A 22,478-nucleotide genomic window follows, 5' to 3' on the forward strand; every position below is an offset into this window, starting at 1 on the left:
TCTTAAATCATGAATCATAATTAAATAACATGAGCCAAAAAATCAGAATCAAATTGAAATCTTACGATCACAACTTGGTAGACAAGTCTGCAGAGAAGATTGTTAAGACAGTAAAAGCTACTGGAGCTGTTGTGAGTGGTCCTATTCCACTTCCGACTCACCGGGGAATCTTTACTGTTAACCGCTCTACTTTCGTGAATAAGAAGAGCCGCGAACAATTTTTGGTGTGCACGTTTAAGAGATTGATTGATATTTACAGCTCAACGGCTGGAACAATCGATGCCTTAATGAAGCTTGAGTTACCGAGTGGTGTTGAAGTAGAGATTAAAGTATGATAACGGCGAAAACCTATGTCGTTATTAGAGAATTAGAACCTAATTTTAAAAAAGAAAAAAAGAGATGCCAGGTTTAATTGGAAAAAAAGTCGGAATGACATCCGTATTCAGTGCCGAGGGGAAAAGTATCCCATGCACTGTGATTGAGGCCGGTCCATGTGTTGTAACCCAAATCAAAACAATGGAGACAGACGGTTACGAAGCACTTCAGTTGGGGTTTGACGATGCAAAGGAGAAAAACACGACGAAGCCGCTAAGTGGACATTTTAAGAAGGCAGGCACTACTCCTAAAAGAAAACTTGTAGAGTTTTCCGGGTATGATGTCGAGTACAAGTTAGGAGACGTAATTGACGTAAACCTGTTCGAAGGAGCAGATTTCGTTGATGTAATCGGGACCAGTAAAGGAAAAGGTTTCCAGGGCGTTGTGAAACGTCACGGTTTCGGTGGAGTTGGTCAGGCAACTCACGGTCAGCACAACCGGGCGAGAAAGCCGGGTTCTATCGGAGCTTGTTCTACTCCCGCACGCGTGTTCAAAGGCATGCGTATGGGCGGTCAAATGGGCGGTGATAGAGTGACGGTTCAGAACTTGAAGGTGTTGAAAGTGATACCTGAGAATAATTTGTTATTGGTGAAGGGGTCTATTCCCGGAGCTAAAGGTTCATACGTAATTATCGAGAAGTAATGGAGTTAAGTGTATTAAACATTGCCGGACAAGAGACAGGCAGGAAGATAGAGTTAAATGACGCTATCTTTGGAATTCAGCCTAATGAACACGCTATCTATCTTGATGTAAAGCAGTATTTGGCTAATAATCGTCAGGGAACTCATAAATCTAAACAGAGAAATGAGATTTCAGGTAGTACCCGTAAGCTGAAAAAGCAAAAAGGTACCGGTGGCGCCAGAGCTGGTGGTATTAAGAACCCGTTGTTCAGAGGTGGTGGTAGAGTATTTGGTCCCGTTCCCAGAGATTACAGCTTTAAGCTGAATAAGAAACTGAAGAGATTGGCTCGTAGATCCGCTTTATCAGTAAAAGCAGGGGCGAATGCTGTGACTGTCGTTGAAGATTTTAACTTTGAAGCTCCGAAGACCAAGCAGATGATTCAATTGATGAATAATTTGAAGGTAAACGATCGGAACTTGTTGTTGATTTTGAATGAGAGTAACGAGAATATTATTTTGTCGGCTCGTAACTTGCAGAACGTAAGTGTAATGAGAGCTTGTGATTTGGCTACTTACGACATCATGAGAGCTAAAAATCTCGTGTTCGTTGAGAGTTCTGTACAGGGCCTAAATGAAGTGTTCAATCTTAACGAAGAGTAAAAGATGGAAATAATAAAGAAGCCCATATTGTCAGAAAAGATGACTGCTTTGACTGACAAACAGAACAGAGTCGCTTTCGTTGTTGACAAGGCAGCGAACAAGTTTGAGATAAAAAAGGCAATTGAAAAAATGTACGGGGTTACCGTGAAAGAGGTAAACACCATGATTTATCAGGGAGATGTAAAATCTCGCTATACAAAAGCAGGTGTTATTTCCGGTAGGACCGCTTCATTTAAGAAAGCAATTGTGACTTTAGCAGAAGGTGATAGTATTGATTTTTTTAGCAATATTTAATTGAGATGGCTGTAAGAAAATTTAATCCTGTGACTCCTGGTCAAAGACATAAGGTAGGAATTACCTTTGATCAGGTGACTACAGATAGACCTGAGAAATCATTGTTAAGACCGATGAAAAAGACCGGTGGACGTAATAACTCCGGTAAGATGACAATGAGATATATAGGTGGAGGTCATAAACAAAGATACAGAGAGATAGATTTTAAGCGTGACAAGGATAATATTCCGGCGCGTGTAGCTACGATCGAGTATGATCCGAATCGTACCGCTCATATCGCTTTGTTAGTATATGCCGATGGAGAAAAACGTTATATTATAGCTCCCGCGGGCTTGCAAGTAGATCAGACCGTGATGAGCGGTGCTGGCGTGGCGCCCGAGGTAGGAAATTCGTTGTTCTTATCTGAGATCCCACTTGGTACAATTATTCATAACATCGAGTTAAGACCGCAACAGGGAGCCGTGATGGCCCGTAGTGCCGGTTCTTACGCTCAATTGGTTGCAAGGGAAGGAAAATATGCTTCAATTAAGTTACCTTCCGGCGAGGTTCGTATGATTTTGTTAACCTGTCGCGCTACTGTGGGTACGGTATCCAATTCCGACCACGCGTTGGAGCGTTCAGGTAAAGCCGGTCGTACCCGTTGGTTAGGTCGCAGACCACGTGTAAGGGGTGTTGTAATGAACCCGGTTGATCACCCGATGGGTGGTGGTGAAGGCCGCGCTTCAGGAGGACATCCTCGTTCAAGAAAAGGCTTGTTGGCTAAGGGATACAAGACCAGAGCGCCGAAGAAGCTTTCTAATAAGTATATTGTAGAAAGAAGAAAGAAATAACTGATTAATTATTGATGTTATGAGTCGTTCGTTAAAAAAAGGCCCTTTTATAGATTTCAAATTAGAGAGAAAAATTTTGGTAATGAATGAGACCAATAAGAAGTCAGTTATTAAGACTTGGGCTCGTTATTCCATGATCTCTCCGGACTTTGTAGGGCATACTATCGCTGTACATAACGGTAATAAATTTATTCCGGTATACGTGACTGAGAATATGGTAGGTCATAAGCTGGGTGAGTTTGCGCCGACACGTACATTTAGAGGCCATGCTGACAAGAAGAAAAAATAAAGCGTGGTTAAGTTGAACTAATGAAGATGTATTAAAATGGGTGCAAGAAAAAGATTAAGAGCAAATCAGAATAAAGAAGCCAGAAAAGAGAAGGCTTTTGCTATTCTTCGCGACTGTCCTACATCTCCTCAGAAAATGAGATTGGTAGCGGATTTAGTGCGTGGGGTAGAGGTACAGAAAGCTTTGGATATGCTTAAGTTTTGTCCGAAAGAAGCTGCTCGTAAAGTGGAGAAGCTCCTGCTTTCAGCAATTGCGAACTGGGAACAGAAAAACGAGGGAAAACGCGTGGACGATGCTTCCCTGTTTGTACAAGAGATTTTCGTTGACGGTGCTGGTATGTTGAAAAGATTAAGACCGGCTCCTCAAGGAAGAGCACATCGGATTCGTAAACGTTCAAATCACGTGACGATCGTGCTGGGAAGCAAGACAGCTGTTGAAAACATTACTAAAGAATAGTTAGCATGGGACAGAAAGTTAATCCAATAAGCAATAGATTAGGAATCATCAGAGGATGGGATTCTAACTGGTTCGGCGGTAAAAACTATGGTGATAAATTGGTGGAAGATTACAAAATCAGAAAGTATTTGAACGCCCGTCTCGCCAAAGCTGGAATCGCCAAGATTGTTATCGAGAGAACTCTGAAGCTGATCACGATTACCATTAACACCGCGCGTCCGGGTATCATCATCGGTAAAGGCGGTCAAGAAGTGGACAAATTGAAAGAGGAGCTGAAGAAGATCACAGATAAAGAAGTTCAAATTAATATCTTCGAGATCAAACGTCCTGAATTGGATGCGGTGATCGTGGGTAATAACATAGCTCGTCAGCTGGAAGGTCGTGTCGCTTACCGCAGAGCCATCAAGATGGCTATCGCTTCAACCATGAGAATGGGAGCGGAGGGTATCAAGATCCTGATTTCAGGTCGTTTGAACGGTGCGGAAATGGCAAGAGCTGAGATCTACAAGGAAGGTAGAATTCCATTACACACTTTCCGGGCAGATATTGATTACGCCCAGGCCGAAGCATTGACTACATATGGCCAATTGGGTATCAAGGTTTGGATCTGTAAAGGAGAAGTTTACGGCAAGCGCGAGCTTGTTCCGAACTCGTTGATTAGTGCCCCGAAAGATGGCGGTCGTCCGAACGCTGGAGCCGGCAAAAAGGGTGGATTCAAGAAAAGAAAAAAGTAGTCTTTTAACTTATAAATAGATTAGAGCTATGTTACAGCCAAAAAGGACTAAATACAGAAGATCGCAGAAAGGTAGAATGAAGGGGAATGCCCAGAGGGGACATGAACTGGCATTCGGATCTTTCGGAATTAAGGCGTTGGAAAGTACGTGGATCGAACAACGTCAGATTGAAGCAGCCCGTGTTGCAGTGACACGTTACATGCAGAGACAAGGTCAAATATGGATACGTATATTTCCAGATAAACCTATTACTAAAAAACCCGCTGAGGTTCGTATGGGTAAAGGTAAGGGATCTCCAGAAGGATTCGTTGCTCCTGTTACTCCAGGTCGTATTCTCTTTGAAGCGGACGGAGTACCGTATGCGATAGCTAAGGAGGCTTTGCGTTTAGCAGCCCAGAAGCTACCCATCGCTACTAAGTTCGTGGTTAGACGTGATTATACGGAATAGTCGAGAGGCTATTTTAAGTTTCAAAACAAAAAATTGTTAGTGAGATGAAAAATTCAGAAATTAGAGAGTTAACCACCGAAGACCTGAAAGAGAGAATTTTGGCAGAGAGAACCAATCTGACTAAAATGACGATGAACCATGTTGTTTCTCCTTTGGAAAATCCGATGCAAATTCGGGCAGTCAGAAGAGATATCGCAAGAATGTTAACGGAATTGCGTAAGCGAGAATTAACGGTAAAGTAATAAAGTATGGAAAGAAATCTTAGAAAAGAGCGTGTCGGTCTTGTCGTAAGTAACAAGATGGAGAAATCTATCACTGTTGCCGTTCGCTTCAAAGAGAAACACCCGATTTACGGGAAGTTTGTCAGCAAGACCAAGAAATTCACTGCTCACGATGAAAAGAATGAATGTAACATCGGCGATACAGTGAGAATTATGGAAACTCGTCCCTTGAGTAAAACCAAGAGATGGAGATTAGTTGAAATCATTGAAAGAGCTAAGTAATCATGATACAACAGGAAAGTAGATTGACCGTAGCAGACAACAGCGGTGCCAAAGAAGTGCTTTGTATTCGCGTACTTGGAGGAACCAAGAAAAGATACGCACGCGTAGGCGATAAAATCGTTGTTGCCGTGAAGAACGCACTCCCGAACGGTGAAGTAAAAAAAGGTTCAGTTAGTAAGGCAGTAGTAGTTCGTGTAAGCAAGGAATACAGACGTCCGGACGGATCTTATATCCGCTTTGATGACAACGCTTGCGTGTTGTTGAATAACGCGGGTGAAATGAGAGGAACCCGTATTTTCGGACCTGTAGCCAGAGAAGTTCGTGAAGGTTATACGAAAATTGTTTCGTTGGCCCCGGAAGTACTTTAATTATTTACGATTTATGATTTTAGATTTACGATTGGTAGTTAGTTGCTTTATCTGAAATCTAAAATCTGAAATCTAAAATTTTATAGGTGATGAATAGAAAATTTCATATAAAAAAAGGTGATTTAGTTCAGGTAAATGCCGGCGAAGATAAAGGAAAGCAGGGCAAGGTACTTGAAGTGGATCCGGGGAAAGAGAGAGCCATTGTTGAGGGAATCAATATGATCAGCAAGCATACGAAACCCAATGCCGCTCATCCACAAGGTGGAATCGTGAAAAAAGAAGCTCCGATCCATATTTCAAACTTGAACGTGGTTGATCCTACTACCGGAAAGCCGACGCGTGTCGGAAGAAAACGGGTAGAGGTGGAGATTGTAAAGGACGGAAAGAAGGTAACGAAGATGAGATCTGTTCGTTACGCGAAGAAATCCGGAACCGAATTGAAATAATTGTAAGGATTGCCGGGAGGCGATGTCCAGATTTGAAATTTTAATTTTTGGTTTACGATAAACGGAATGTTTGATCGTAAATCAAAAATTATAAATTAACTATGGATTTCTGATTTTAAATTATATCTTTGCAACCTTGAAATTTTGCGGAATTTCGACTTGTGGAGTGTTAATGATAAAACGACGAATCGAAAATCATAAATATTTAGATGAATTACGTACCAAATTACAAAAAGAAGTATAACGAAGAAATTGTACCGGCTTTGATGAAAGAGTTCGGATACAAGTCAGTTATGCAAGCACCCAGATTGGAGAAGATAGTAATCAATCAGGGCGTAGGAGCATCCATTCAGGATAAGAAAATTCTTGAGTTTTCCGTGAACGAGTTAACGGCGATAACCGGTCAGAAACCGGTTACTTGTAAGTCAACCAAGGATGTTTCTAATTTTAAATTGCGTAAAGGCATGCCGATCGGCGTGAGAGTGACTTTACGTAAAGAACGTATGTATGAATTTTTGGAAAGACTTATTGTTTCCGCCCTTCCGCGTATTCGCGATTTCAAAGGAATCAACAATAAGTTGGACGGAAGAGGAAACTATACTTTAGGAATAGAAGAGCAAATCATATTTCCGGAAATCGTGCTGGACAATGTCCACAAGATCATGGGTATGAATATCACGTTTGTAACTTCGGCTAATACCGACGAAGAAGGTTTTGCACTTCTAAGAGAGTTTGGATTACCATTTAAAAAGAATTAAAAGAAAAGCGAAATGGCAAAAGAATCAATGAAGGCCCGTGAGGTAAAGCGTGCAAAATTGGTAGAAAAGTACGCCGCAAAGCGAGCCAAATTAAAAGAGGAAGGAGACTACGTTGGATTGAGCCTTCTACCTAAGAACTCCAGTCGCGTTCGTTTGCATAACAGATGCAAGTTGACGGGAAGACCGAGAGGGTACATGAGACAATTTGGTATAAGCCGGATTCAGTTCCGGGAGATGGCTTCTGCCGGACTTATACCTGGAGTTAAGAAGGCTAGTTGGTAAATTTTAAAATTTAGAAGAGATGACAGATCCAATAGCAGATTTCCTTACGCGCATTAGAAATGCAGTAAGAGCAGGTCATAAGGTAGTAGATATCCCCGGATCTAAAATGAAACGGGAGATGACCAAGATTTTGAAAGAGAAAGGATATATCCTGAACTACAAGTTTGAGCAGGATGGCGTAAGAAGCAACATCAAGATTGCTTTAAAGTATCACCCGAAAACGAAGATGCCCGCCATTAAAGCATTGACACGTGTTTCAAAACCGGGTCTTAGACGTTATACCAACGTGGAGGAAATGCCTCAGGTATTGAACGGATTGGGAATCGCGATTTTATCTACTTCATTAGGAATAATGACGGATAAAGAGGCTCGCCAAAAAAATGTAGGCGGGGAAGTATTGTGTTATGTTTATTAATAGAAAGGGCTTAAGATGTCACGAATAGGAAAATTACCAATAGATATACCACAAGGGGTTACCGTTACGGTAAACCCGGACAACACGGTGATTGTTAAAGGTCCGAAAGGAGAGCTTTCTCAAAATGTAGGAACCGATATTACCGTAAACGTGGGAGAGAATCAGGTGACTTTGGAACGTCACACCGAAGATAAAAGTCATAAGGCACAGCATGGTCTTTACCGTGCTTTGGTACATAATATGGTTGTTGGTGTTTCAGAAGGGTACACGATTAAACAAGAGTTGGTCGGAGTCGGTTACCGTGCGAACGCCGAAGGTCAGGTACTTGAACTTGGATTAGGTTATTCACATGGAATATTCTTGGTGTTACCGAAAGAAGTTAAGGTGAGTGTACTTGCTGAAAAGCGGTCTAATCCGATTATTACATTGGAGAGTTGTGATAAGCAACTTATCGGTCAGGTTGCGGCGAAAATTCGTTCATTCCGTAAACCGGAGCCTTACAAGGGTAAAGGTATTAAATTTGTGGGTGAAGTTCTTCGTCGTAAGGCTGGTAAGTCGGCTAAAGTTTAATCACCTGTAAAAAAGTAATGTTATGGCTTTAACGAAGGTAGAAAGAAGAATAAGAATAAAAAGAAGAATACGTAAAGTAGTCTTCGGAACAGCAGAGAGACCCCGGATGACGGTTTTCCGTTCCAACGCGCAGATCTCTGTTCAGTTGATTGATGACAATGTCGCCAAGACATTAGTATCGGCCTCCTCTCTTTGTAAGGAGATTGCAGAGAAGAAAATCACCAAAATCGAACAGGCTCAACTTTTGGGTGCCATGATTGCCGAAAAAGCGAAAGCAGCCGGAATCGAGAACGTGGTGTTTGATAGAAACGGATATTTATATCACGGAAGAGTAAAGGCATTAGCAGATGCGGCTCGTAACGGTGGTCTTAACTTTTAATCGTAAGCAAGAATGGAACAGAAGATAAATAATACGTCTGACTTGGAATTGAAAGACAGATTAGTTGCTATCAACCGTGTAACCAAGGTTACCAAAGGAGGTAGAACCTTTAGTTTCTCTGCTATTGTTGTAGTGGGCAATGAGAATGGTGTAGTTGGTTATGGATTAGGTAAGGCCAATGAAGTCACGACGGCTATCTCTAAAGGAATAGAGGCTGCTAAAAAGAATTTGGTAAAGGTTCCCGTGTATAAAGGAACGATTCCTCACGCTCAAGAGGCTAAATTCGGCGGAGCCGAGGTGTTTATGCGTCCTGCTTCTTCCGGTACCGGTCTTGTGGCGGGAGGTGCTATGCGTGCCGTGCTGGAGAGTGCCGGGGTAAAAGATGTGTTGGCTAAATGTAAAGGTTCTTCCAACCCGCATAACTTGGTCAAGGCTACTTTTGCCGCGTTGAAAGAGTTAAGAGACGCCCGAATGGTAGCTCAACAAAGAGGAGTCAATCTCGATAAAGTGTTTAACGGTTAATTTGAATGACGATGGCAAGGATTAAAATTACATTGGTAAAAAGTAAAATCGGCAGCGATAAACGTCAAGTTAGAACGTTAGATTCTCTGGGATTGGGGAAGATGAACAGTAGCGTGGAACACGAGGCTACTCCTCAGATCTTGGGTATGGTTGCGAAAGTAAAACATCTTCTCCGCGTGGAAGAGGTAAAGTGATTGTCAAACTATTTTAATGATAATAAAATGGATTTAAGTAACTTAAAACCGGCAGTCGGATCAACTCACAATACAAAGAGAATTGGTCGCGGACAAGGTTCGGGAAAAGGAGGTACTTCTACAAGAGGACATAAAGGTGCTAAATCAAGATCCGGTTATAAAAACAAGATCGGTTTTGAGGGAGGACAGATGCCTTTGCAGAGACGTGTGCCTAAGTTTGGCTTTAAAAATATAAACAGAGTAGAATATAAAGCTATCAATGTTGGTATGCTTCAGGCTTTGGCAGAAAGAGATAATCTTACTGTGATCGATAGGGAATACTTGATCAAAGCTAATTTAATGTCTAAGAACGAACTTCTTAAGGTGTTAGGTGATGGAGTATTGACTGCCAAATTGGAAGTAAAAGCTGACAAGTTCTCGGAGAAAGCAAAAGCTGCTATCGAGGCTGCCGGCGGTACGGTAGTTGAATTGTAAGATTAAAAATTTGGGAGTTTAAAGTTGTTTTTAGAATAGATTTACTATTTTTGAAGCAACTTTAACAAAATCCCAGATTGAATGCCTTAAAAGGAAGAACTTATGAAGTTATTTGATACATTAAAGAACATTTGGAAAATCGAGGAACTCAAGACTAGAATTTTGACTACGCTTGGGCTCATTCTCGTTTATAGATTAGGAACTGAGGTGGTACTGCCGGGTATCGACCCTCACATGTTGAATGCGTTGAAGGCACAGACACAAAGTGGTGTTCTGGGATTATTGGATATGTTCTCTGGAGGAGCGTTCTCTAATGCATCGGTTTTTGCATTGGGAATTATGCCGTATATCTCAGCGTCAATCGTCGTGCAATTATTGGGAATCGCTGTTCCTTATTTTCAACGTTTGCAAAAGGAAGGTGAGAGCGGTCGGCGTAAAATAAACCAGATTACCCGGTATTTGACCTTAGTTATCCTTGTTTTGCAAGGTTCAGCGTATCTTACCAACTTATATGCTCAAGTGCCTGCCGAGGCTTTTGTGTTAACAGGTGCTTTCTTTAAGATTTCGTCCATAGTTATTATGGCCGCGGGATCTATGTTCGTTCTATGGTTAGGTGAAAGAATAACGGATAAAGGTATTGGTAATGGTGTCTCTATCATTATCATGATCGGTATTATCGCTCGTTTGCCCTTCGCTTTTTTTGCGGAGTTAACCTCTCGGGTGACGCAGCAAGGTGGCGGTTTAGTCGCTTTGTTAATCGAGTTGATACTTCTTTTCTTGGTATTCTGCGGGACGATTATGTTAGTACAAGGTACGCGTAAAGTGCCTGTACAGTATGCTAAACGTATCGTGGGTAATAAGCAATACGGTGGTGTACGTCAATATATCCCGTTGAAGATCAATGCTGCCGGAGTTATGCCTATCATTTTTGCTCAGGCAATTATGCTTTTGCCTATCTCTTTGATCAACTATGCTAATTCAGAGTCTTTATCCGGTTTTGCTTCGGCCATGTCCAATTTTACCGGTTTCTGGTATAATGGAGTATTCTTCGTGATGATCGTAGCGTTTACTTATTTTTACACGGCTATCACGGTGAATCCGATGCAGATGTCTGAAGATATGAAAAAGAACGGCGGTTTTATTCCTGGTGTGAAACCGGGAAGGAAAACAATGGAGTTCCTTGATACGATTATGTCGAGAATCACTCTTCCCGGTTCTATATTCCTTGGGATTGTAGCTATTTTGCCTGCATTTGCTCAAATTTCCGGAGTAAATCATCAATTTGCGCAGTTCTATGGCGGTACATCCTTGCTGATTTTGGTCGGTGTCGTATTGGATACGTTACAGCAGATCGAATCTCATTTGTTGATGCGTCATTATGACGGGTTGATGAAATCGGGACGTATTAAAGGTAAGAATCCGGGCGGTCCTGCTGCTTATTAATTGAAAGTAAAGGAATAGGGAATTGAAAATGAAGAAGATTGTATATTAATTTTCCATTTTCAATTTTCCGTTTTCAATTAAAAAGTATTACTTTTGCGGCATGATTTTTTTTAAGACACAGGAGGAAATCGAGCTATTACGGGAAAGTAACCGTTTGGTTGGAAGGGCTTTAGGAGAGGTATCTAAATATATACGTCCTGGAATTTCAACGTTGGAATTGGATAAGATCGCGGAAGATTGCATCCGTTCAAATGGTGGGGTTCCCGGTTTTCTTGGATATGGAGGGTTTCCTAATACGCTTTGTATATCGATAAATGATGAAGTTGTTCACGGAATTCCATCTTCTCGATGTCTAAAAGAGGGTGATATCGTTTCCGTCGATTGTGGGGTCGTAAAGAATGGTTTTTATGGTGATAGTGCTTATTCTTTTGCCGTGGGAAAAGTCAGTGAAGAGGTCGATAAACTTTTGAGGGTGACTCAGGAGTGTTTGTACAAGGGAATGGAGCAGGCAATATCTGGAATGCGTATAGGCGATATCGGGTATGCCGTACAATCTCACGCGGAAGCGAACGGTTTTACTGTCGTGAGAGAGTTAGTCGGACACGGGGTTGGCCGAAATTTGCATGAAGAGCCCCAAGTGCCAAATTTTGGAAGAAGGGGACAGGGGTGCAAGTTGACGACGGGAATGGTTATAGCCATTGAACCGATGATAAATATGGGGAAACGTTATGTTTATCAGCTGTCCGATGGTTGGACGATTCGAACCAGAGATCATATGCCCTCAGCACATTTTGAACATACCGTTGCGGTGGGTAAAGGAAGTGCTGATATTTTGTCGACGTTTGAGTATATATAGAAATTGTAAATTGTAAATTTTGGATTGTAAATTAGAAGATAAAAGGTTTAATTTAAGATCTAAAATCTAACATCTAAAATTAAATTATGGCGAAACAGCCTTCAATAGAGCAGGATGGAGTAATAACGGAAGCATTGTCAAATGCTATGTTTCGTGTTGAACTGGAAAACGGGCATATTATAACGGCCCATATCTCCGGGAAGATGCGGATGCACTATATAAAAATACTTCCGGGAGATAGGGTACGGGTGGACATGTCTCCGTATGATCTCACGAAAGGTAGGATAACATTCAGATATAAAAATTAAATTGTTGAACCATGAAGGTAAGAGCATCTGTAAAAAAGCGTAGTGCTGATTGCAAGATTGTCAGGAGAAAAGGCGTTTTGTACGTCATTTGCAAAAAGAACCCGAAGTTTAAACAACGTCAGGGTTGATTATTAATTTAAGTAAAAAGAGTAAAGAAATTTATGGCAAGAATCGTTGGTGTAGATTTACCCTCGAACAAAAGAGGAGAAATAGCTCTAACCTATATCTTCGGAATAGGTAGAAGTAGTGCCCGGACCATACTTGAAAAGGCGGGCATCGATTTTGACACTAAGGTGAAGGATTGGAATGACGATCAATTAGCTGCTGTACGTAAAGTCATCAATGGTGAGTACAAGGTAGAAGGAGAATTGAGAACTTCAGTCCAGATGAACATTAAACGACTGATGGACATCGGTTGTTATCGCGGAATCAGGCATCGTATCGGTCTTCCGGTCAGAGGACAAAGTACGAAGAATAATGCCCGTACGAGAAAGGGTAAGAAGAAAACTGTTGCGAATAAGAAAAAAGCAACTAAATAATTGAATTGAGATTGAATTATGGCAAAGAAGTCTACATCAAACAAGAAACGGCTAGTTAAAGTAGAAGCCGTGGGACAAGCGCACGTTCATTCGTCTTTTAATAACATCATTATTTCTTTGACCAATTCCAACGGTCAGGTGATCTCTTGGTCATCCGCGGGTAAGATGGGTTTTAGAGGATCGAAGAAAAACACTCCATACGCGGCTCAAACAGCAGCTACCGATTGTGGGAAGGTTGCTTTTGATTTGGGTATGAGAAAAGTGAAAGTTTACGTAAAGGGACCAGGTAATGGTCGTGAATCGGCTATTCGCGCTATCCACGCTTGTGGAATAGAAGTGGCTGAAATTATCGATGTTACCCCGCTTCCGCACAATGGATGTCGTCCTCCTAAAAGACGTAGAGTATAAGCGTGGAGCTTAATCTAAGAATTTTAAAATACAGAATAAAATGGCTAGATATACAGGACCTAAGTCTAAGATAGCAAGAAAATTTGGTGAGCCCATTTTCGGACCGGATAAAGCGTTGGAACGTAGAAACTATCCTCCTGGACAACACGGTTTGGCTCATCGTAGAAAGAAAATCTCCGAGTATGGAATGCAGCTAAAGGAGAAACAAAAAGCAAAATATACTTATGGATTGTTGGAAAAGCAATTCCGTATTTTGTTTGAAAAAGCCGAGAGCAGTAAGGGTATTACCGGTGAGGTATTGCTTCAATTGTTGGAGTGCCGTTTGGACAATGTCGTGTACCGTTTAGGTATCGCTCCTACCCGCGCCGCTGCCCGTCAGTATGTATCGCACAGACATATCGTGATTAACGGCAAGGTATGTAATATTCCTTCTTGCCACGTACGCCCGGGAGATATCGTAGGTGTGAGAGAGAAATCCAAATCTTTGGAGGTGATCAATGAATCTTTAAGAGGTTCAAAGACCAGTAAGTATTCTTGGTTGGAGTGGGATGCTGCTTCTATGAGCGGTAAACTTCTCAACGTTCCGGAAAGAACGGACATTCCAGAGAACATCAAAGAGCAGTTAATCGTAGAATTATATTCTAAGTAGTAAAATAAAAATATATATGGCAATATTAGCTTTCCAGAAACCGGACAAAGTGATCATGCTCGAATCAACGGATAAATTCGGAAAATTCGAATTCCGTCCTTTGGAGCCTGGTTACGGTATCACTATTGGTAATCCACTACGCAGAATCTTGTTGTCTTCTTTGGAAGGCTATGCGATTACCGGTATTAAAATTCACGGTGTAGAACACGAATTCGCTACAATTCCCGGAGTTATCGAGGATGTAACCGAGATCATCTTGAATTTGAAACAGGTTCGGTTTAAAAGAAAAGTGGAGGACGTGGAGAATGAGAAGCTGACCGTTGTCGTTTCTGGACAAGAGACGTTTACTGCCGGTGATATGAACCAATTCCTGTCTGGGTTTGAGATCTTGAATCCGGGACTTGTAATCTGCAATATGGACTCTTCGACCACGTTGGAAATGGAGATTACCATACAGAAAGGACGGGGATATGTTCCTTCTGCTGAAAATATGCCGGCGGAGGTTGAAATCGGATTTATTCCGATCGATGCTATATACACGCCTATCCGGAACGTAAAATACGAGATTGAGAATTATCGTGTAGAAGGAAAGACCGACTACGAACGTCTCCTTTTCGAGATTGAAACCGATGGTTCGATTAATCCGACAGATGCGTTGAAAGAGGCAGCAAAAATTCTAATTCATCACTTCATGTTATTCTCGGATGAAAAGATTACTCTGGAAACCGAAGACAAGTATGGAAATGAAGAGTTTGATGAAGAGGTATTGCACATGCGTCAGTTGCTGAAGACAAAATTAGTGGACATGGATCTTTCTGTTCGTGCCTTGAATTGTTTGAAGTCAGCTGAGGTAGAGACTTTGGGTGAGTTGGTTCAATTCAATAAGAACGATTTGTTGAAGTTCAGAAACTTCGGAAAGAAATCTTTGACTGAATTGGAAGCTTTGCTTGAGAACAATAACCTCGAGTTCGGAATGGATGTTGCCAAGTATAAATTAGACAAAGAATAAGTAAAATGAGACATAAAAAGAAATTTAACCACTTAAGTAGAACGAGTGCTCACAGAAAAGCACTACTTTCTAATATGGCTTGTTCTTTGATTCTTCACAAGAGAATTAAAACGACAGTAGCTAAAGCTAAAGCCCTTAAGATGTATGTTGAGCCGCTTTTGACAAAGAGCAAGAACGATACGACTCACTCTCGCCGAATGACATTCTCCTACCTTCGTCAAAAAGAAGTAGTGTCCGAATTATTCGGGGATGTGGCTCAGAAGATAGCTAATCGTCCGGGAGGTTATACCCGTATTTTGAAATTGGGTGCTAACCGTATCGGTGATAATTCTGAAATGTGTATTATCGAGTTAGTTGATTATAACACCACTTACACGGAGGTGAAGAAAGAAGAGGTGAAGAAAACAACCACTCGCCGTCGTAGAAGTACGACGAAAAAGGAAGAGGCTCCCAAAGCTGAGGTTGCCGTTGAGGCTCCTAAAGCGGAAGAAGCTCCTGCGGAGGAGACTCCTAAAGCCGAGTAAGTAAATTTTTACTTCGAAATATAAAAGCCGCCGCGAAAGGCGGCTTTTTTATTATTTCAGGACAGATGGGCCATAGGTACTTTCGAAAAAGAGATAGGACAGGTCGAAGGAGACGTCTTTCTCGGGTATTTTCTTTGTTTGTTAGATTAGAAACAATTTGTAAGAAGTAATGCAGGTTATTTCTTTTGTTTTTCGTATCTTAGTATCCCTAATTTATTATGAACTTAAAAAGCACAAGAGATGTATATTACGGAAGTTGTAGGAAGAGAAATCTTAGATTCAAGAGGAAACCCCACGGTAGAAGTGGATGTTATGTTAGAATGTGGAGCTATGGGACGTGCTGCAGTGCCCTCCGGAGCCTCTACGGGAGAAAATGAAGCATTGGAGTTGCGGGATGGAGATAAGAAACGTTACGGAGGGAAAGGTGTTACCAAGGCCGTAAATAACGTGAACACGGTGATTGCCGATGCTTTATTGGGCATGAGTGTACTGGATCAGGTGGAAATAGATCGTGTTTTGATCGAGTTAGACGGAACCCCGACTAAAAGTAATTTAGGTGCCAATGCATTATTAGGGGTTTCTTTAGCCTGTGCTAAAGCTGCTGCCAATGCTTTGGAGATGCCTTTGTATCGTTATTTGGGAGGAGTGAATGCTAAGGTTTTGCCTGTGCCGATGATGAATATTATTAACGGAGGTTCTCATTCAGATGCTCCGATTGCTTTTCAGGAGTTTATGATCCGTCCGGTTGGGGCAGATTCTTTCCGGGAAGCATTGCGGATGGGAGCTGAAGTTTTCCATAGTTTGAAAAAAGTATTGCACGACCGGAACCTGAGTACGGCTGTCGGTGACGAAGGAGGTTTCGCTCCCGCTTTAAAAGGAACGGAAGATGCTTTGGAGTCTATCATTAGTGCTATTAAGGCCGCGGGTTATAAGCCGGGAGAAGATGTTATGATCGGTTTGGATTGTGCTTCTTCCGAGTTTTACAAAGACGGTATATATGATTATTCTAAATTTGAAGGGCCTCAGGGTGCCAAGAGGAATTCAGAACAGCAAGCCGCTTACCTGGAGGAATTGATTACGAAATACCCGATTGATTCCATTGAAGATGGTATGAGCGAGAATGATTGGGACGGTTGGCAATTGTTGACAAAGCGTATAGGTGATCGTTGCCAATTGGTGGGGGATGACCTTTTCGTTACGAACGTACAATACTTGAAAAAAGGAATCGAATTGGGATGTGCTAATTCCATTCTTATCAAAGTAAACCAGATCGGAACATTGACAGAGACGTTGGATGCGATAGAAATGGCTCAGCGTGCCGGGTATACGACAGTAACGTCTCATCGTTCAGGGGAGACTGAGGATGCTACGATTGCGGATATCGCCGTGGCAACGAATTCCGGTCAGATAAAAACGGGTTCTTTAAGTCGTTCCGATCGTATGGCCAAATACAATCAATTACTTCGTATAGAAGAAGAGTTAGGAAATAACGCTAAATTCTACGGTCGTAAATTTAGTAAGTAAGTATAATTTATACGCGAGAGAGCCGTTCGTCATTTTTCGAACGGCTTTTATTTTGGATATTTCTATCGTTTATTTGCCTATAAAGATATTTTTTAACAAAACGGTCTTTTTAAAAGATTTTATTATAACTTTCGGGGGATTTAATTTCTGGAATTTAAACAAGGAAGGTATGAAAAAATATGTGGCAGAGATGATTGGAACGATGGTTCTCGTCCTCATGGGGTGTGGCAGCGCTGTTATCGCCGGTAGTGAAATAGGTTTCTTGGGTATCGCTTTCGCGTTTGGTTTGTCTGTTTTGGCTATGGCATATACTATCGGGAGCATATCCGGGTGCCATATCAATCCTGCCATAACTTTAGGAGTGTGGTTATCCGGGAGGATGGGCGGTAGAGACGCGGGCATGTATATGTTGTTCCAGGTCATAGGGGCTTTTATGGGTTCCGCGATTCTTTATATGATCTCTTCCGAAATGGGGTTAGAAGGAACCGGGGCTAATGTATACGCGGACGGAGATGTTCTTCCCGCTTTTGTGGCGGAACTGGTATTTACCTTTATCTTTATTGTAATTGTACTTGGTTCTACCGGCAAGGGTGCTCCTGTGGGTTTTGCCGGTTTGGCAATCGGCTTGGCGTTGGTTTTGATTCATATTGTTTGTATCCCGGTGACGGGGACTTCCGTTAATCCTGCCAGAAGCATTGCTCCTGCTGTTTTTGCGGGAGGCGAGGCCTTGTCGCAACTTTGGCTGTTTATCGTCGCTCCTTTTTTGGGAGCTGTTTGTGCTGCCGGGTTATGGAAATATTTGGGAAAAACAAGTGATTAAATGATTTAGTGATTAAGAGATTAAAGAGATTTACGATTTCGGATTTTAGATTGATGATTTAAGGATGGCGGGACTGGAGACTCAATCTAAACCGTGATTATAAATCAAAAGATAGCACTTTACCCCCGTCCCCAAGTGCTACCCAAGTGCTATCTAATCTGTAAACTATAAATAAAAAAGGAAAAAGATAAAACGAGGGGGCATAAATAGTGAACGGCGAGTGTACGTGTTCGATTTTCGGAACGTCCGGACGACGGATTGTTCGAGCGTAGCGAGTCCCGGAGGGTTAGCCCGTAACGATTGTAGATTTTAGATTGACGATTATAGATTAAAGGAGATTTACGATGTCGGATTTCTGACGTTATAGGTTTTAATGTATTAATTTGTATGTATTTATTCTTCTTCTATGTCGTTTCCCGTATTTTCTTTTTTGGGTTTTCCTTCCACGATTAATACAATTTCTCCCTTTACTCCTGTTTCGGTAAAATGTTCGATCAGCTCTCTAAGGGTTCCCCGTTGAAAATCTTCGTGTAATTTACTGATCTCTCTTGCAACGCATGCTTTTCGATCCTCTCCGAATAATTCGGCCATTTGTTCCAAAGCTTTGACGATACGGAAAGGGGATTCGTAAAATATCATTGTTCTTTCTTCCTCTGCCATCTGGGTTAATTTTTTCAATCGTCCCTTTTTTTGAGGTAAAAAGCCTTCAAAACAAAAGCGATCGCAGGGAAAACCTGAATTGACCAAGGCCGGAATCAAGGCCGTTGCTCCTGGCAGACACTCTGTTTCTATGCCTTGTTCCACACAGGTACGTACCAGTAAAAAGCCGGGATCGGAAATCCCCGGAGTTCCGGCATCGCTAATGAGAGCTATATCTTCTCCCCGTTGGATCCGTTCCGCTACTCTTTTCACTTGCTGGTGTTCGTTGAACTTGTGATGCGAGAGTAGTGGCGTGTTGATATCATAATGTTTTAAAAGTTTTGCGGAAGTTCGAGTATCTTCCGCCAAAATGACGGAAACCTCTTTTAAAAGTCTTAAAGCTCTTAGCGTGATATCTTCGAGATTACCCACGGGGGTAGGGATCAGGTAAAGTTTGGCCATATGGATATTTGTAAAATTAACCTCAATCGATTGGAAAACAAAAGTAAGGTATTTATTTGAAAAGCGGTTGCATAAAGACTAAAATGTATTAGTCGGATATTTCGAACGGAGGGTTATTTAGATGGATTTTAAGGTTCTTGATCGCGTAAAATATTGGTATATATGTTTTTATGTTTTGTTTTTAGTGAAAATTGTCTGGGGATGGAAAAATATGCAAGGATTTTTTTGGTAGGAATGAAAATTGCCGTATATTTGCATCCGCTAAAGGCAAACGATGGTCCGTTCGTCTAGGGGCTAGGACGCAAGATTCTCATTCTTGTAACACGGGTTCGATTCCCGTACGGACTACAATTTTAGGATTATTATAATGGTCCGTTCGTCTAGGGGCTAGGACGCAAGATTTTCATTCTTGTAACACGGGTTCGATTCCCGTACGGACTACAATTTTAGGATTATTACGATGGTCCGTTCGTCTAGGGGCTAGGACGCAAGATTTTCATTCTTGTAACACGGGTTCGATTCCCGTACGGACTACGAAAGTTGAATTAAATTTATTTGAAGAGATGGCAAATCATCAATCATCAGAGAAAAGAATAAGGCAGACTCAGAAAAGAAGATTGCACAATCGTTATTATGCAAAAACTGCGAGAAATGCTGTTAGAAAATTGCGTGCATTGAATGAAAAAGAAACTGCTCTGGATTTGTTTCCGAAGGTTGTGGCTATGTTGGATAAATTAGCGAAAAAAAATATTATCCACAAGAATAAAGCTGCAAACTTGAAATCCAAGTTGGCTTTGCACGTGAATAAACTATAATCTTCTATTTCGTTTTAAGATATTGAGGTAACGGATTTCCCGTTACCTTCGTTTCTTTATTTGTCTGATCTTGAGATTTCCGTCTCAGGATTTTTTTTATTTCTTGAAATGGATTAACTTACCATATCTAAAATTGATCGGGTATGGATGGTAAGTATATTCCAATATCTTCATGGGCAGAAGACGATAAACCTCGTGAGAAACTTTTATCTAAAGGGGTTTCGGCTCTTTCAACAAATGAACTGCTGGCGATTTTGCTGCGTTCCGGGAGCGACGGGGAATCTGCTTTGGATTTGGCACGCAGGATCCTTTCAGACCATAATAATGATTTGAATGTTGTTGCCCGGCTTGGCGTTCGTGATTTTATGAATGTTTATAAAGGGATAGGTGTTGCTAAAGCGGCTTCTGTAATTGCGGCTTTCGAGCTTGGTCGAAGAAGAGGGCTTGTCGGAAAAACTGATGTGATGACACTTGTTTCCAGCCGGGATATTTACGAGTTGCTTCAGCCTCGTATAGGCGATTTGGATCATGAAGAGTTTTGGGTTATTTTTCTGAATACAGGTTGTAGAGTGAAATCTTGTGAACGTTTGTTTTCCGGAGGAATGGAAGGAACTCTTGTCGACATGCGCATACTTTTTCGTAAAGCATTGGAGATGAAGGCCCGTTCTTTTGTCATTGCTCATAATCACCCGAGCGGAAATATAGAACCGAGTAATCAGGATATAGAGTTAACCCGGAAGATTCGAAAAGCGGGGGATACGTTAGATATAATTTTATTGGACCATTTGGTTATTACTTCTCATGGTTTTTATAGTTTTGCGGATTACGGTATTTTGTAAATAAGAGGCTGAAACGGAGGTTTTGGTAAGATTATTGTATGATCCGGGACAAAAAAGAGATCGGTATTTATTTGTCTGTCAATGAGCAAATCTCTACCTTTGTGTCTGACAGTTGTGCCATGTTGGCATTTCGTGTTATTGTCAATGTGGCATACCCTGTTATTGGCAAAGATTTTGTTTATTAATAAAAATCACAAGAATAGAACTAAAAAAATTATAGATATGTCGGAAGAGAAGAAAAGAAAACAGGAAGAGGAGTTGATTGGGGCTCAACATGTATCAGAATCAAAAGGTGAGGGACATGAAGAATCTTCAAAAAAGAAGGATAAGTCTTGTAAAAAGGAAGAAAAGCAATTGGAGGAGATGGGACAGAAACTGATGGAGATGAATGATAAATATCTTCGTTTGTCAGCAGAGTTCGATAATTACCGTAAGAGGACTTTAAAAGAGAGAATGGAGCTGACGAAAACGGCCGGAGAGCAGGTGTTAACAGGAATATTACCCGTGGTCGATAATTTCGAGAGGGCTTTGGCAAGCATGGAGAAGGCCACGGATGTTCGTGCTTTAAAAGAGGGGGTTGATTTGATTTATGCTAATTTTAAGGATTTTCTGATGCGAAATGGCGTGAAGGTGATTGAGACAGAAAATGTGGATTTCAACACGGATTTGCACGAGGCTGTGACCACTATTCCCGCACCTACGGAGGAGCAAAAAGGTAAGGTCATCGATTGTATCGAAAAGGGATATACGTTGAACGATAAGGTAATTCGTTTTGCGAAGGTTGTTGTTGGAGAATAATTGATTTTAGATTGTAAATTGTAAATTTATAGTGATTTACGGTGTGTGCTAAATCTAAAATTTAAATCTAAAATTTAAAATGGAAAAGAGAGATTACTATGAAGTGTTGGGGGTATCTAAAAATGCGGATGCTGCTGCGATAAAAAAGGCATATAGAAAATTAGCATTACAATACCATCCGGATAAAAATCCCGGGGACAAAGAGGCCGAGGAGAAATTTAAGGAAGCTGCAGAAGCCTATGATGTATTGAGTAACGAAGAGAAGAGACGCCGGTACGATCAATTCGGTCATGCGGGAATGGGAAGCGGGGCCGGTGGTTTCGGAGGCGGAATGAGTATGGACGATATATTTTCTCATTTCGGAGATATTTTCGGAAGTTTTGGCGGTTTCGGAGGTTTCGGCGGAGGGGGAAGAAGTGCTCGTCGGGTAAATCGGGGGACCAATTTACGGGTGAGAGTAAAGATGAGCCTAAAAGAGATTGCCACCGGTATAGAAAAAAAGATCAAGGTAAAGAAGTACGTGGCTTGTGAGCATTGTAAAGGAACGGGAGCAAAAAATGGCACCTCTTTTTCGACTTGCAGCACTTGTGGGGGAAGCGGACAGGTAACACGGGTACAGAATACTATTTTGGGAGCGATGCAGACAACTTCGACTTGTCCGACTTGTCAAGGAGAGGGGAAGATTATTAACGATAAATGTACGTATTGCAATGGTGAAGGAGTACAGATGTCTGAAGAAGTAATCACCATAAATATTCCCGCGGGAGTGGCAGACGGCATGCAATTGTCCCTGGGAGGTAGAGGGAACGCTGCCCGTCGGGGAGGTGTGAACGGGGATTTGATCGTGATGATAGAGGAGGAGGAGCATCCGGATTTGTTGCGTGACGGCAATGATTTGTTGTATAACGTATTTGTCGGTTATCCGGAAGTCGTGTTGGGGGAGACGGTCGAGATCCCGACGGTTGACGGCAAGGTGAAGGTGAAAATTGAGCCGGGAACCCAGCCTGGTAAGATTTTACGTTTACGCGGCAAAGGATTACCCGATGTCAACGGATACGGTAAAGGCGATCTATTGGCTAAAGTAAACGTGTGGATTCCGAAAAATTTATCGAAAGAAGACAAAAAATTGGTGGAAAAGATGAAAGAAGGAGAGGGTTTCCATCCGGGAGCCAGCGATAAGAAAAGTTTCTTTTCCAAGGTGAAAGATTTTTTTGAATAGTATATAAAG

37 protein-coding genes and 3 tRNA genes are annotated in these 22,478 nt (G+C 41.6%); 39 read left to right on the forward strand and 1 reads right to left on the reverse strand.

The window, feature by feature from the left end; all coding sequences use genetic code 11:
• Nucleotides 1-29 precede the first annotated feature (29 nt).
• The 32 genes from rpsJ (at nt 30) to DMB45_RS05485 (ending at nt 17,697) form a co-directional block, all read left to right on the forward strand.
• On the forward strand, nt 30-335 hold the full coding sequence (rpsJ, locus tag DMB45_RS05330; RefSeq protein ID WP_041503076.1) for a 30S ribosomal protein S10: 306 nt from the start codon (nt 30-32) through the stop codon (nt 333-335).
• Between the two features lie 64 nt (nt 336-399).
• Nucleotides 400-1,017 (forward strand): 50S ribosomal protein L3, encoded by a 618-nt coding sequence (rplC, locus tag DMB45_RS05335; protein WP_041503075.1) that lies wholly within the window; start codon nt 400-402, stop codon nt 1,015-1,017.
• On the forward strand, nt 1,017-1,655 hold the full coding sequence (rplD, locus tag DMB45_RS05340) for a 50S ribosomal protein L4 (RefSeq protein WP_041503074.1): 639 nt from the start codon (nt 1,017-1,019) through the stop codon (nt 1,653-1,655). The genes rplC and rplD overlap by 1 nt, the downstream gene beginning before the upstream one ends.
• A 3-nt stretch (nt 1,656-1,658) precedes the next feature.
• A complete protein-coding gene (rplW, locus tag DMB45_RS05345; protein WP_041503073.1) occupies nt 1,659-1,949 on the forward strand; it encodes a 50S ribosomal protein L23 in 291 nt (96 codons plus the stop codon).
• A gap of 5 nt (nt 1,950-1,954) precedes the next feature.
• Nucleotides 1,955-2,779 (forward strand): 50S ribosomal protein L2, encoded by an 825-nt coding sequence (gene rplB / locus DMB45_RS05350; RefSeq protein WP_041503072.1) that lies wholly within the window; start codon nt 1,955-1,957, stop codon nt 2,777-2,779.
• A gap of 19 nt (nt 2,780-2,798) precedes the next feature.
• A complete protein-coding gene (rpsS, locus tag DMB45_RS05355) occupies nt 2,799-3,068 on the forward strand; it encodes a 30S ribosomal protein S19 (RefSeq protein WP_041503071.1) in 270 nt (89 codons plus the stop codon).
• Between the two features lie 36 nt (nt 3,069-3,104).
• Nucleotides 3,105-3,524, forward strand: a complete 420-nt coding sequence (gene rplV, locus DMB45_RS05360) for a 50S ribosomal protein L22 (RefSeq protein WP_041503070.1) — start codon at nt 3,105-3,107, stop codon at nt 3,522-3,524.
• A gap of 5 nt (nt 3,525-3,529) precedes the next feature.
• Nucleotides 3,530-4,258, forward strand: coding sequence for a 30S ribosomal protein S3 (gene rpsC / locus DMB45_RS05365; RefSeq protein WP_041503069.1), 729 nt, complete (start codon nt 3,530-3,532; stop codon nt 4,256-4,258).
• 28 nt (nt 4,259-4,286) lie between these two features.
• Entirely contained in the window at nt 4,287-4,706 is a 420-nt protein-coding gene (rplP, locus tag DMB45_RS05370) for a 50S ribosomal protein L16 (RefSeq protein WP_041503068.1), read from the forward strand.
• A gap of 44 nt (nt 4,707-4,750) precedes the next feature.
• Nucleotides 4,751-4,948 carry a 50S ribosomal protein L29 gene (gene rpmC / locus DMB45_RS05375; RefSeq protein WP_041503067.1) on the forward strand — a complete coding sequence of 66 codons (198 nt, stop codon included), beginning with the start codon at nt 4,751-4,753 and terminating at the stop codon, nt 4,946-4,948.
• A gap of 6 nt (nt 4,949-4,954) precedes the next feature.
• Nucleotides 4,955-5,209, forward strand: a complete 255-nt coding sequence (rpsQ, locus tag DMB45_RS05380) for a 30S ribosomal protein S17 (RefSeq protein WP_041503066.1) — start codon at nt 4,955-4,957, stop codon at nt 5,207-5,209.
• Between the two features lie 2 nt (nt 5,210-5,211).
• Complete coding sequence (gene rplN, locus DMB45_RS05385) at nt 5,212-5,577, forward strand: 50S ribosomal protein L14 (protein ID WP_041503065.1); 366 nt, start codon at nt 5,212-5,214, stop codon at nt 5,575-5,577.
• 89 nt (nt 5,578-5,666) lie between these two features.
• Nucleotides 5,667-6,023: a 50S ribosomal protein L24 gene (rplX, locus tag DMB45_RS05390; RefSeq protein ID WP_041503064.1), complete on the forward strand. Its 357-nt coding sequence runs from the start codon at nt 5,667-5,669 to the stop codon at nt 6,021-6,023.
• A gap of 209 nt (nt 6,024-6,232) precedes the next feature.
• Nucleotides 6,233-6,781 carry a 50S ribosomal protein L5 gene (rplE, locus tag DMB45_RS05395; RefSeq protein WP_041503063.1) on the forward strand — a complete coding sequence of 183 codons (549 nt, stop codon included), beginning with the start codon at nt 6,233-6,235 and terminating at the stop codon, nt 6,779-6,781.
• Between the two features lie 12 nt (nt 6,782-6,793).
• The gene (rpsN, locus tag DMB45_RS05400) at nt 6,794-7,063 is read left to right on the forward strand and encodes a 30S ribosomal protein S14 (protein WP_018337673.1); all 270 of its coding nucleotides are present in this window, start codon (nt 6,794-6,796) and stop codon (nt 7,061-7,063) included.
• A 19-nt stretch (nt 7,064-7,082) separates the two neighbouring features.
• Nucleotides 7,083-7,478: a 30S ribosomal protein S8 gene (rpsH, locus tag DMB45_RS05405; RefSeq protein ID WP_110688540.1), complete on the forward strand. Its 396-nt coding sequence runs from the start codon at nt 7,083-7,085 to the stop codon at nt 7,476-7,478.
• A 15-nt stretch (nt 7,479-7,493) separates the two neighbouring features.
• Nucleotides 7,494-8,048: a 50S ribosomal protein L6 gene (gene rplF, locus DMB45_RS05410; protein ID WP_041503061.1), complete on the forward strand. Its 555-nt coding sequence runs from the start codon at nt 7,494-7,496 to the stop codon at nt 8,046-8,048.
• Between the two features lie 22 nt (nt 8,049-8,070).
• The gene (gene rplR, locus DMB45_RS05415; RefSeq protein ID WP_041503060.1) at nt 8,071-8,427 is read left to right on the forward strand and encodes a 50S ribosomal protein L18; all 357 of its coding nucleotides are present in this window, start codon (nt 8,071-8,073) and stop codon (nt 8,425-8,427) included.
• 12 nt (nt 8,428-8,439) lie between these two features.
• Nucleotides 8,440-8,949, forward strand: coding sequence for a 30S ribosomal protein S5 (rpsE, locus tag DMB45_RS05420; RefSeq protein ID WP_041503059.1), 510 nt, complete (start codon nt 8,440-8,442; stop codon nt 8,947-8,949).
• Between the two features lie 11 nt (nt 8,950-8,960).
• Entirely contained in the window at nt 8,961-9,143 is a 183-nt protein-coding gene (gene rpmD, locus DMB45_RS05425; protein WP_041503058.1) for a 50S ribosomal protein L30, read from the forward strand.
• Nucleotides 9,144-9,170: 27 nt separating this feature from the next.
• Complete coding sequence (rplO, locus tag DMB45_RS05430; RefSeq protein ID WP_041503456.1) at nt 9,171-9,617, forward strand: 50S ribosomal protein L15; 447 nt, start codon at nt 9,171-9,173, stop codon at nt 9,615-9,617.
• Nucleotides 9,618-9,719: 102 nt separating this feature from the next.
• Nucleotides 9,720-11,060, forward strand: coding sequence for a preprotein translocase subunit SecY (gene secY, locus DMB45_RS05435; protein WP_041503057.1), 1,341 nt, complete (start codon nt 9,720-9,722; stop codon nt 11,058-11,060).
• A 100-nt stretch (nt 11,061-11,160) separates the two neighbouring features.
• Nucleotides 11,161-11,916: a type I methionyl aminopeptidase gene (map, locus tag DMB45_RS05440; RefSeq protein WP_110688541.1), complete on the forward strand. Its 756-nt coding sequence runs from the start codon at nt 11,161-11,163 to the stop codon at nt 11,914-11,916.
• Nucleotides 11,917-12,002: 86 nt separating this feature from the next.
• Nucleotides 12,003-12,224 (forward strand): translation initiation factor IF-1, encoded by a 222-nt coding sequence (infA, locus tag DMB45_RS05445; RefSeq protein ID WP_009137817.1) that lies wholly within the window; start codon nt 12,003-12,005, stop codon nt 12,222-12,224.
• 11 nt (nt 12,225-12,235) lie between these two features.
• Complete coding sequence (ykgO, locus tag DMB45_RS05450) at nt 12,236-12,352, forward strand: type B 50S ribosomal protein L36 (protein WP_072025884.1); 117 nt, start codon at nt 12,236-12,238, stop codon at nt 12,350-12,352.
• A gap of 33 nt (nt 12,353-12,385) precedes the next feature.
• Nucleotides 12,386-12,763 (forward strand): 30S ribosomal protein S13, encoded by a 378-nt coding sequence (gene rpsM / locus DMB45_RS05455; protein ID WP_041503055.1) that lies wholly within the window; start codon nt 12,386-12,388, stop codon nt 12,761-12,763.
• Nucleotides 12,764-12,781: 18 nt separating this feature from the next.
• Nucleotides 12,782-13,171 (forward strand): 30S ribosomal protein S11, encoded by a 390-nt coding sequence (rpsK, locus tag DMB45_RS05460; RefSeq protein WP_041503054.1) that lies wholly within the window; start codon nt 12,782-12,784, stop codon nt 13,169-13,171.
• A gap of 40 nt (nt 13,172-13,211) precedes the next feature.
• On the forward strand, nt 13,212-13,820 hold the full coding sequence (rpsD, locus tag DMB45_RS05465; protein WP_041503053.1) for a 30S ribosomal protein S4: 609 nt from the start codon (nt 13,212-13,214) through the stop codon (nt 13,818-13,820).
• Between the two features lie 16 nt (nt 13,821-13,836).
• The gene (locus DMB45_RS05470; protein WP_041503052.1) at nt 13,837-14,829 is read left to right on the forward strand and encodes a DNA-directed RNA polymerase subunit alpha; all 993 of its coding nucleotides are present in this window, start codon (nt 13,837-13,839) and stop codon (nt 14,827-14,829) included.
• 5 nt (nt 14,830-14,834) lie between these two features.
• Nucleotides 14,835-15,353, forward strand: a complete 519-nt coding sequence (gene rplQ, locus DMB45_RS05475) for a 50S ribosomal protein L17 (RefSeq protein ID WP_041503051.1) — start codon at nt 14,835-14,837, stop codon at nt 15,351-15,353.
• Between the two features lie 240 nt (nt 15,354-15,593).
• On the forward strand, nt 15,594-16,877 hold the full coding sequence (gene eno / locus DMB45_RS05480; RefSeq protein ID WP_041503050.1) for a phosphopyruvate hydratase: 1,284 nt from the start codon (nt 15,594-15,596) through the stop codon (nt 16,875-16,877).
• 169 nt (nt 16,878-17,046) lie between these two features.
• Complete coding sequence (locus DMB45_RS05485) at nt 17,047-17,697, forward strand: aquaporin (protein ID WP_041503455.1); 651 nt, start codon at nt 17,047-17,049, stop codon at nt 17,695-17,697.
• A gap of 393 nt (nt 17,698-18,090) precedes the next feature.
• Here the strand turns inward: DMB45_RS05485 and rsmI are convergent, their stop codons facing one another.
• The gene (gene rsmI / locus DMB45_RS05490; protein WP_041503049.1) at nt 18,091-18,798 is read right to left on the reverse strand and encodes a 16S rRNA (cytidine(1402)-2'-O)-methyltransferase; all 708 of its coding nucleotides are present in this window, start codon (nt 18,796-18,798) and stop codon (nt 18,091-18,093) included.
• Nucleotides 18,799-19,074: 276 nt separating this feature from the next.
• On the opposite strand from rsmI, the gene DMB45_RS05495 reads away from it, so the two are divergent.
• From DMB45_RS05495 to dnaJ, 7 genes are all read left to right on the forward strand, one after another.
• Nucleotides 19,075-19,146: transfer RNA gene (locus tag DMB45_RS05495), tRNA-Glu, on the forward strand.
• A 21-nt stretch (nt 19,147-19,167) separates the two neighbouring features.
• Nucleotides 19,168-19,239: transfer RNA gene (locus DMB45_RS05500), tRNA-Glu, on the forward strand.
• A gap of 21 nt (nt 19,240-19,260) precedes the next feature.
• Nucleotides 19,261-19,332 (forward strand) — tRNA-Glu (locus DMB45_RS05505).
• 29 nt (nt 19,333-19,361) lie between these two features.
• Complete coding sequence (gene rpsT / locus DMB45_RS05510; RefSeq protein ID WP_041503454.1) at nt 19,362-19,613, forward strand: 30S ribosomal protein S20; 252 nt, start codon at nt 19,362-19,364, stop codon at nt 19,611-19,613.
• A gap of 143 nt (nt 19,614-19,756) precedes the next feature.
• Nucleotides 19,757-20,452: a RadC family protein gene (gene radC, locus DMB45_RS05515; RefSeq protein WP_041503048.1), complete on the forward strand. Its 696-nt coding sequence runs from the start codon at nt 19,757-19,759 to the stop codon at nt 20,450-20,452.
• A gap of 222 nt (nt 20,453-20,674) precedes the next feature.
• On the forward strand, nt 20,675-21,250 hold the full coding sequence (locus tag DMB45_RS05520) for a nucleotide exchange factor GrpE (protein WP_041503047.1): 576 nt from the start codon (nt 20,675-20,677) through the stop codon (nt 21,248-21,250).
• A 79-nt stretch (nt 21,251-21,329) separates the two neighbouring features.
• Nucleotides 21,330-22,469 carry a molecular chaperone DnaJ gene (dnaJ, locus tag DMB45_RS05525; protein ID WP_041503046.1) on the forward strand — a complete coding sequence of 380 codons (1,140 nt, stop codon included), beginning with the start codon at nt 21,330-21,332 and terminating at the stop codon, nt 22,467-22,469.
• Nucleotides 22,470-22,478 lie beyond the last annotated feature (9 nt).

It is taken from the genome of Sanguibacteroides justesenii (assembly GCF_003204205.1).
GTDB classification, from domain to species: domain Bacteria; phylum Bacteroidota; class Bacteroidia; order Bacteroidales; family Marinifilaceae; genus Gabonibacter; species Gabonibacter massiliensis.

What these genes read in the sequence shown, in the direction of transcription:
- rpsJ (WP_041503076.1), top strand. Translation starts at nt 30, where the DNA reads ATGAGCCAAAAAATCAGAATCAAATTGAAATCTTACGATCACAACTTG.
- map (WP_110688541.1), top strand. Translation starts at nt 11,161, where the DNA reads ATGATTTTTTTTAAGACACAGGAGGAAATCGAGCTATTACGGGAAAGT.
- DMB45_RS05485 (WP_041503455.1), top strand. Translation starts at nt 17,047, where the DNA reads ATGAAAAAATATGTGGCAGAGATGATTGGAACGATGGTTCTCGTCCTC.
- ykgO (WP_072025884.1), top strand. Translation starts at nt 12,236, where the DNA reads ATGAAGGTAAGAGCATCTGTAAAAAAGCGTAGTGCTGATTGCAAGATT.
- rplD (WP_041503074.1), top strand. Translation starts at nt 1,017, where the DNA reads ATGGAGTTAAGTGTATTAAACATTGCCGGACAAGAGACAGGCAGGAAG.
- rplE (WP_041503063.1), top strand. Translation starts at nt 6,233, where the DNA reads ATGAATTACGTACCAAATTACAAAAAGAAGTATAACGAAGAAATTGTA.
- rplV (WP_041503070.1), top strand. Translation starts at nt 3,105, where the DNA reads ATGGGTGCAAGAAAAAGATTAAGAGCAAATCAGAATAAAGAAGCCAGA.
- rpsE (WP_041503059.1), top strand. Translation starts at nt 8,440, where the DNA reads ATGGAACAGAAGATAAATAATACGTCTGACTTGGAATTGAAAGACAGA.
- rplP (WP_041503068.1), top strand. Translation starts at nt 4,287, where the DNA reads ATGTTACAGCCAAAAAGGACTAAATACAGAAGATCGCAGAAAGGTAGA.
- rpmC (WP_041503067.1), top strand. Translation starts at nt 4,751, where the DNA reads ATGAAAAATTCAGAAATTAGAGAGTTAACCACCGAAGACCTGAAAGAG.
- rpsH (WP_110688540.1), top strand. Translation starts at nt 7,083, where the DNA reads ATGACAGATCCAATAGCAGATTTCCTTACGCGCATTAGAAATGCAGTA.
- rplN (WP_041503065.1), top strand. Translation starts at nt 5,212, where the DNA reads ATGATACAACAGGAAAGTAGATTGACCGTAGCAGACAACAGCGGTGCC.
- rplX (WP_041503064.1), top strand. Translation starts at nt 5,667, where the DNA reads ATGAATAGAAAATTTCATATAAAAAAAGGTGATTTAGTTCAGGTAAAT.
- rpsK (WP_041503054.1), top strand. Translation starts at nt 12,782, where the DNA reads ATGGCAAAGAAGTCTACATCAAACAAGAAACGGCTAGTTAAAGTAGAA.
- DMB45_RS05520 (WP_041503047.1), top strand. Translation starts at nt 20,675, where the DNA reads ATGTCGGAAGAGAAGAAAAGAAAACAGGAAGAGGAGTTGATTGGGGCT.
- infA (WP_009137817.1), top strand. Translation starts at nt 12,003, where the DNA reads ATGGCGAAACAGCCTTCAATAGAGCAGGATGGAGTAATAACGGAAGCA.
- rplF (WP_041503061.1), top strand. Translation starts at nt 7,494, where the DNA reads ATGTCACGAATAGGAAAATTACCAATAGATATACCACAAGGGGTTACC.
- rpmD (WP_041503058.1), top strand. Translation starts at nt 8,961, where the DNA reads ATGGCAAGGATTAAAATTACATTGGTAAAAAGTAAAATCGGCAGCGAT.
- rplR (WP_041503060.1), top strand. Translation starts at nt 8,071, where the DNA reads ATGGCTTTAACGAAGGTAGAAAGAAGAATAAGAATAAAAAGAAGAATA.
- rplQ (WP_041503051.1), top strand. Translation starts at nt 14,835, where the DNA reads ATGAGACATAAAAAGAAATTTAACCACTTAAGTAGAACGAGTGCTCAC.
- rpsS (WP_041503071.1), top strand. Translation starts at nt 2,799, where the DNA reads ATGAGTCGTTCGTTAAAAAAAGGCCCTTTTATAGATTTCAAATTAGAG.
- rpsQ (WP_041503066.1), top strand. Translation starts at nt 4,955, where the DNA reads ATGGAAAGAAATCTTAGAAAAGAGCGTGTCGGTCTTGTCGTAAGTAAC.
- DMB45_RS05470 (WP_041503052.1), top strand. Translation starts at nt 13,837, where the DNA reads ATGGCAATATTAGCTTTCCAGAAACCGGACAAAGTGATCATGCTCGAA.
- rsmI (WP_041503049.1), bottom strand. Translation starts at nt 18,798, where the DNA reads ATGGCCAAACTTTACCTGATCCCTACCCCCGTGGGTAATCTCGAAGAT.
- rpsM (WP_041503055.1), top strand. Translation starts at nt 12,386, where the DNA reads ATGGCAAGAATCGTTGGTGTAGATTTACCCTCGAACAAAAGAGGAGAA.
- rplB (WP_041503072.1), top strand. Translation starts at nt 1,955, where the DNA reads ATGGCTGTAAGAAAATTTAATCCTGTGACTCCTGGTCAAAGACATAAG.
- rpsD (WP_041503053.1), top strand. Translation starts at nt 13,212, where the DNA reads ATGGCTAGATATACAGGACCTAAGTCTAAGATAGCAAGAAAATTTGGT.
- rplO (WP_041503456.1), top strand. Translation starts at nt 9,171, where the DNA reads ATGGATTTAAGTAACTTAAAACCGGCAGTCGGATCAACTCACAATACA.
- rplC (WP_041503075.1), top strand. Translation starts at nt 400, where the DNA reads ATGCCAGGTTTAATTGGAAAAAAAGTCGGAATGACATCCGTATTCAGT.
- rpsC (WP_041503069.1), top strand. Translation starts at nt 3,530, where the DNA reads ATGGGACAGAAAGTTAATCCAATAAGCAATAGATTAGGAATCATCAGA.
- rpsN (WP_018337673.1), top strand. Translation starts at nt 6,794, where the DNA reads ATGGCAAAAGAATCAATGAAGGCCCGTGAGGTAAAGCGTGCAAAATTG.
- dnaJ (WP_041503046.1), top strand. Translation starts at nt 21,330, where the DNA reads ATGGAAAAGAGAGATTACTATGAAGTGTTGGGGGTATCTAAAAATGCG.
- secY (WP_041503057.1), top strand. Translation starts at nt 9,720, where the DNA reads ATGAAGTTATTTGATACATTAAAGAACATTTGGAAAATCGAGGAACTC.
- radC (WP_041503048.1), top strand. Translation starts at nt 19,757, where the DNA reads ATGGATGGTAAGTATATTCCAATATCTTCATGGGCAGAAGACGATAAA.
- rpsT (WP_041503454.1), top strand. Translation starts at nt 19,362, where the DNA reads ATGGCAAATCATCAATCATCAGAGAAAAGAATAAGGCAGACTCAGAAA.
- eno (WP_041503050.1), top strand. Translation starts at nt 15,594, where the DNA reads ATGTATATTACGGAAGTTGTAGGAAGAGAAATCTTAGATTCAAGAGGA.
- rplW (WP_041503073.1), top strand. Translation starts at nt 1,659, where the DNA reads ATGGAAATAATAAAGAAGCCCATATTGTCAGAAAAGATGACTGCTTTG.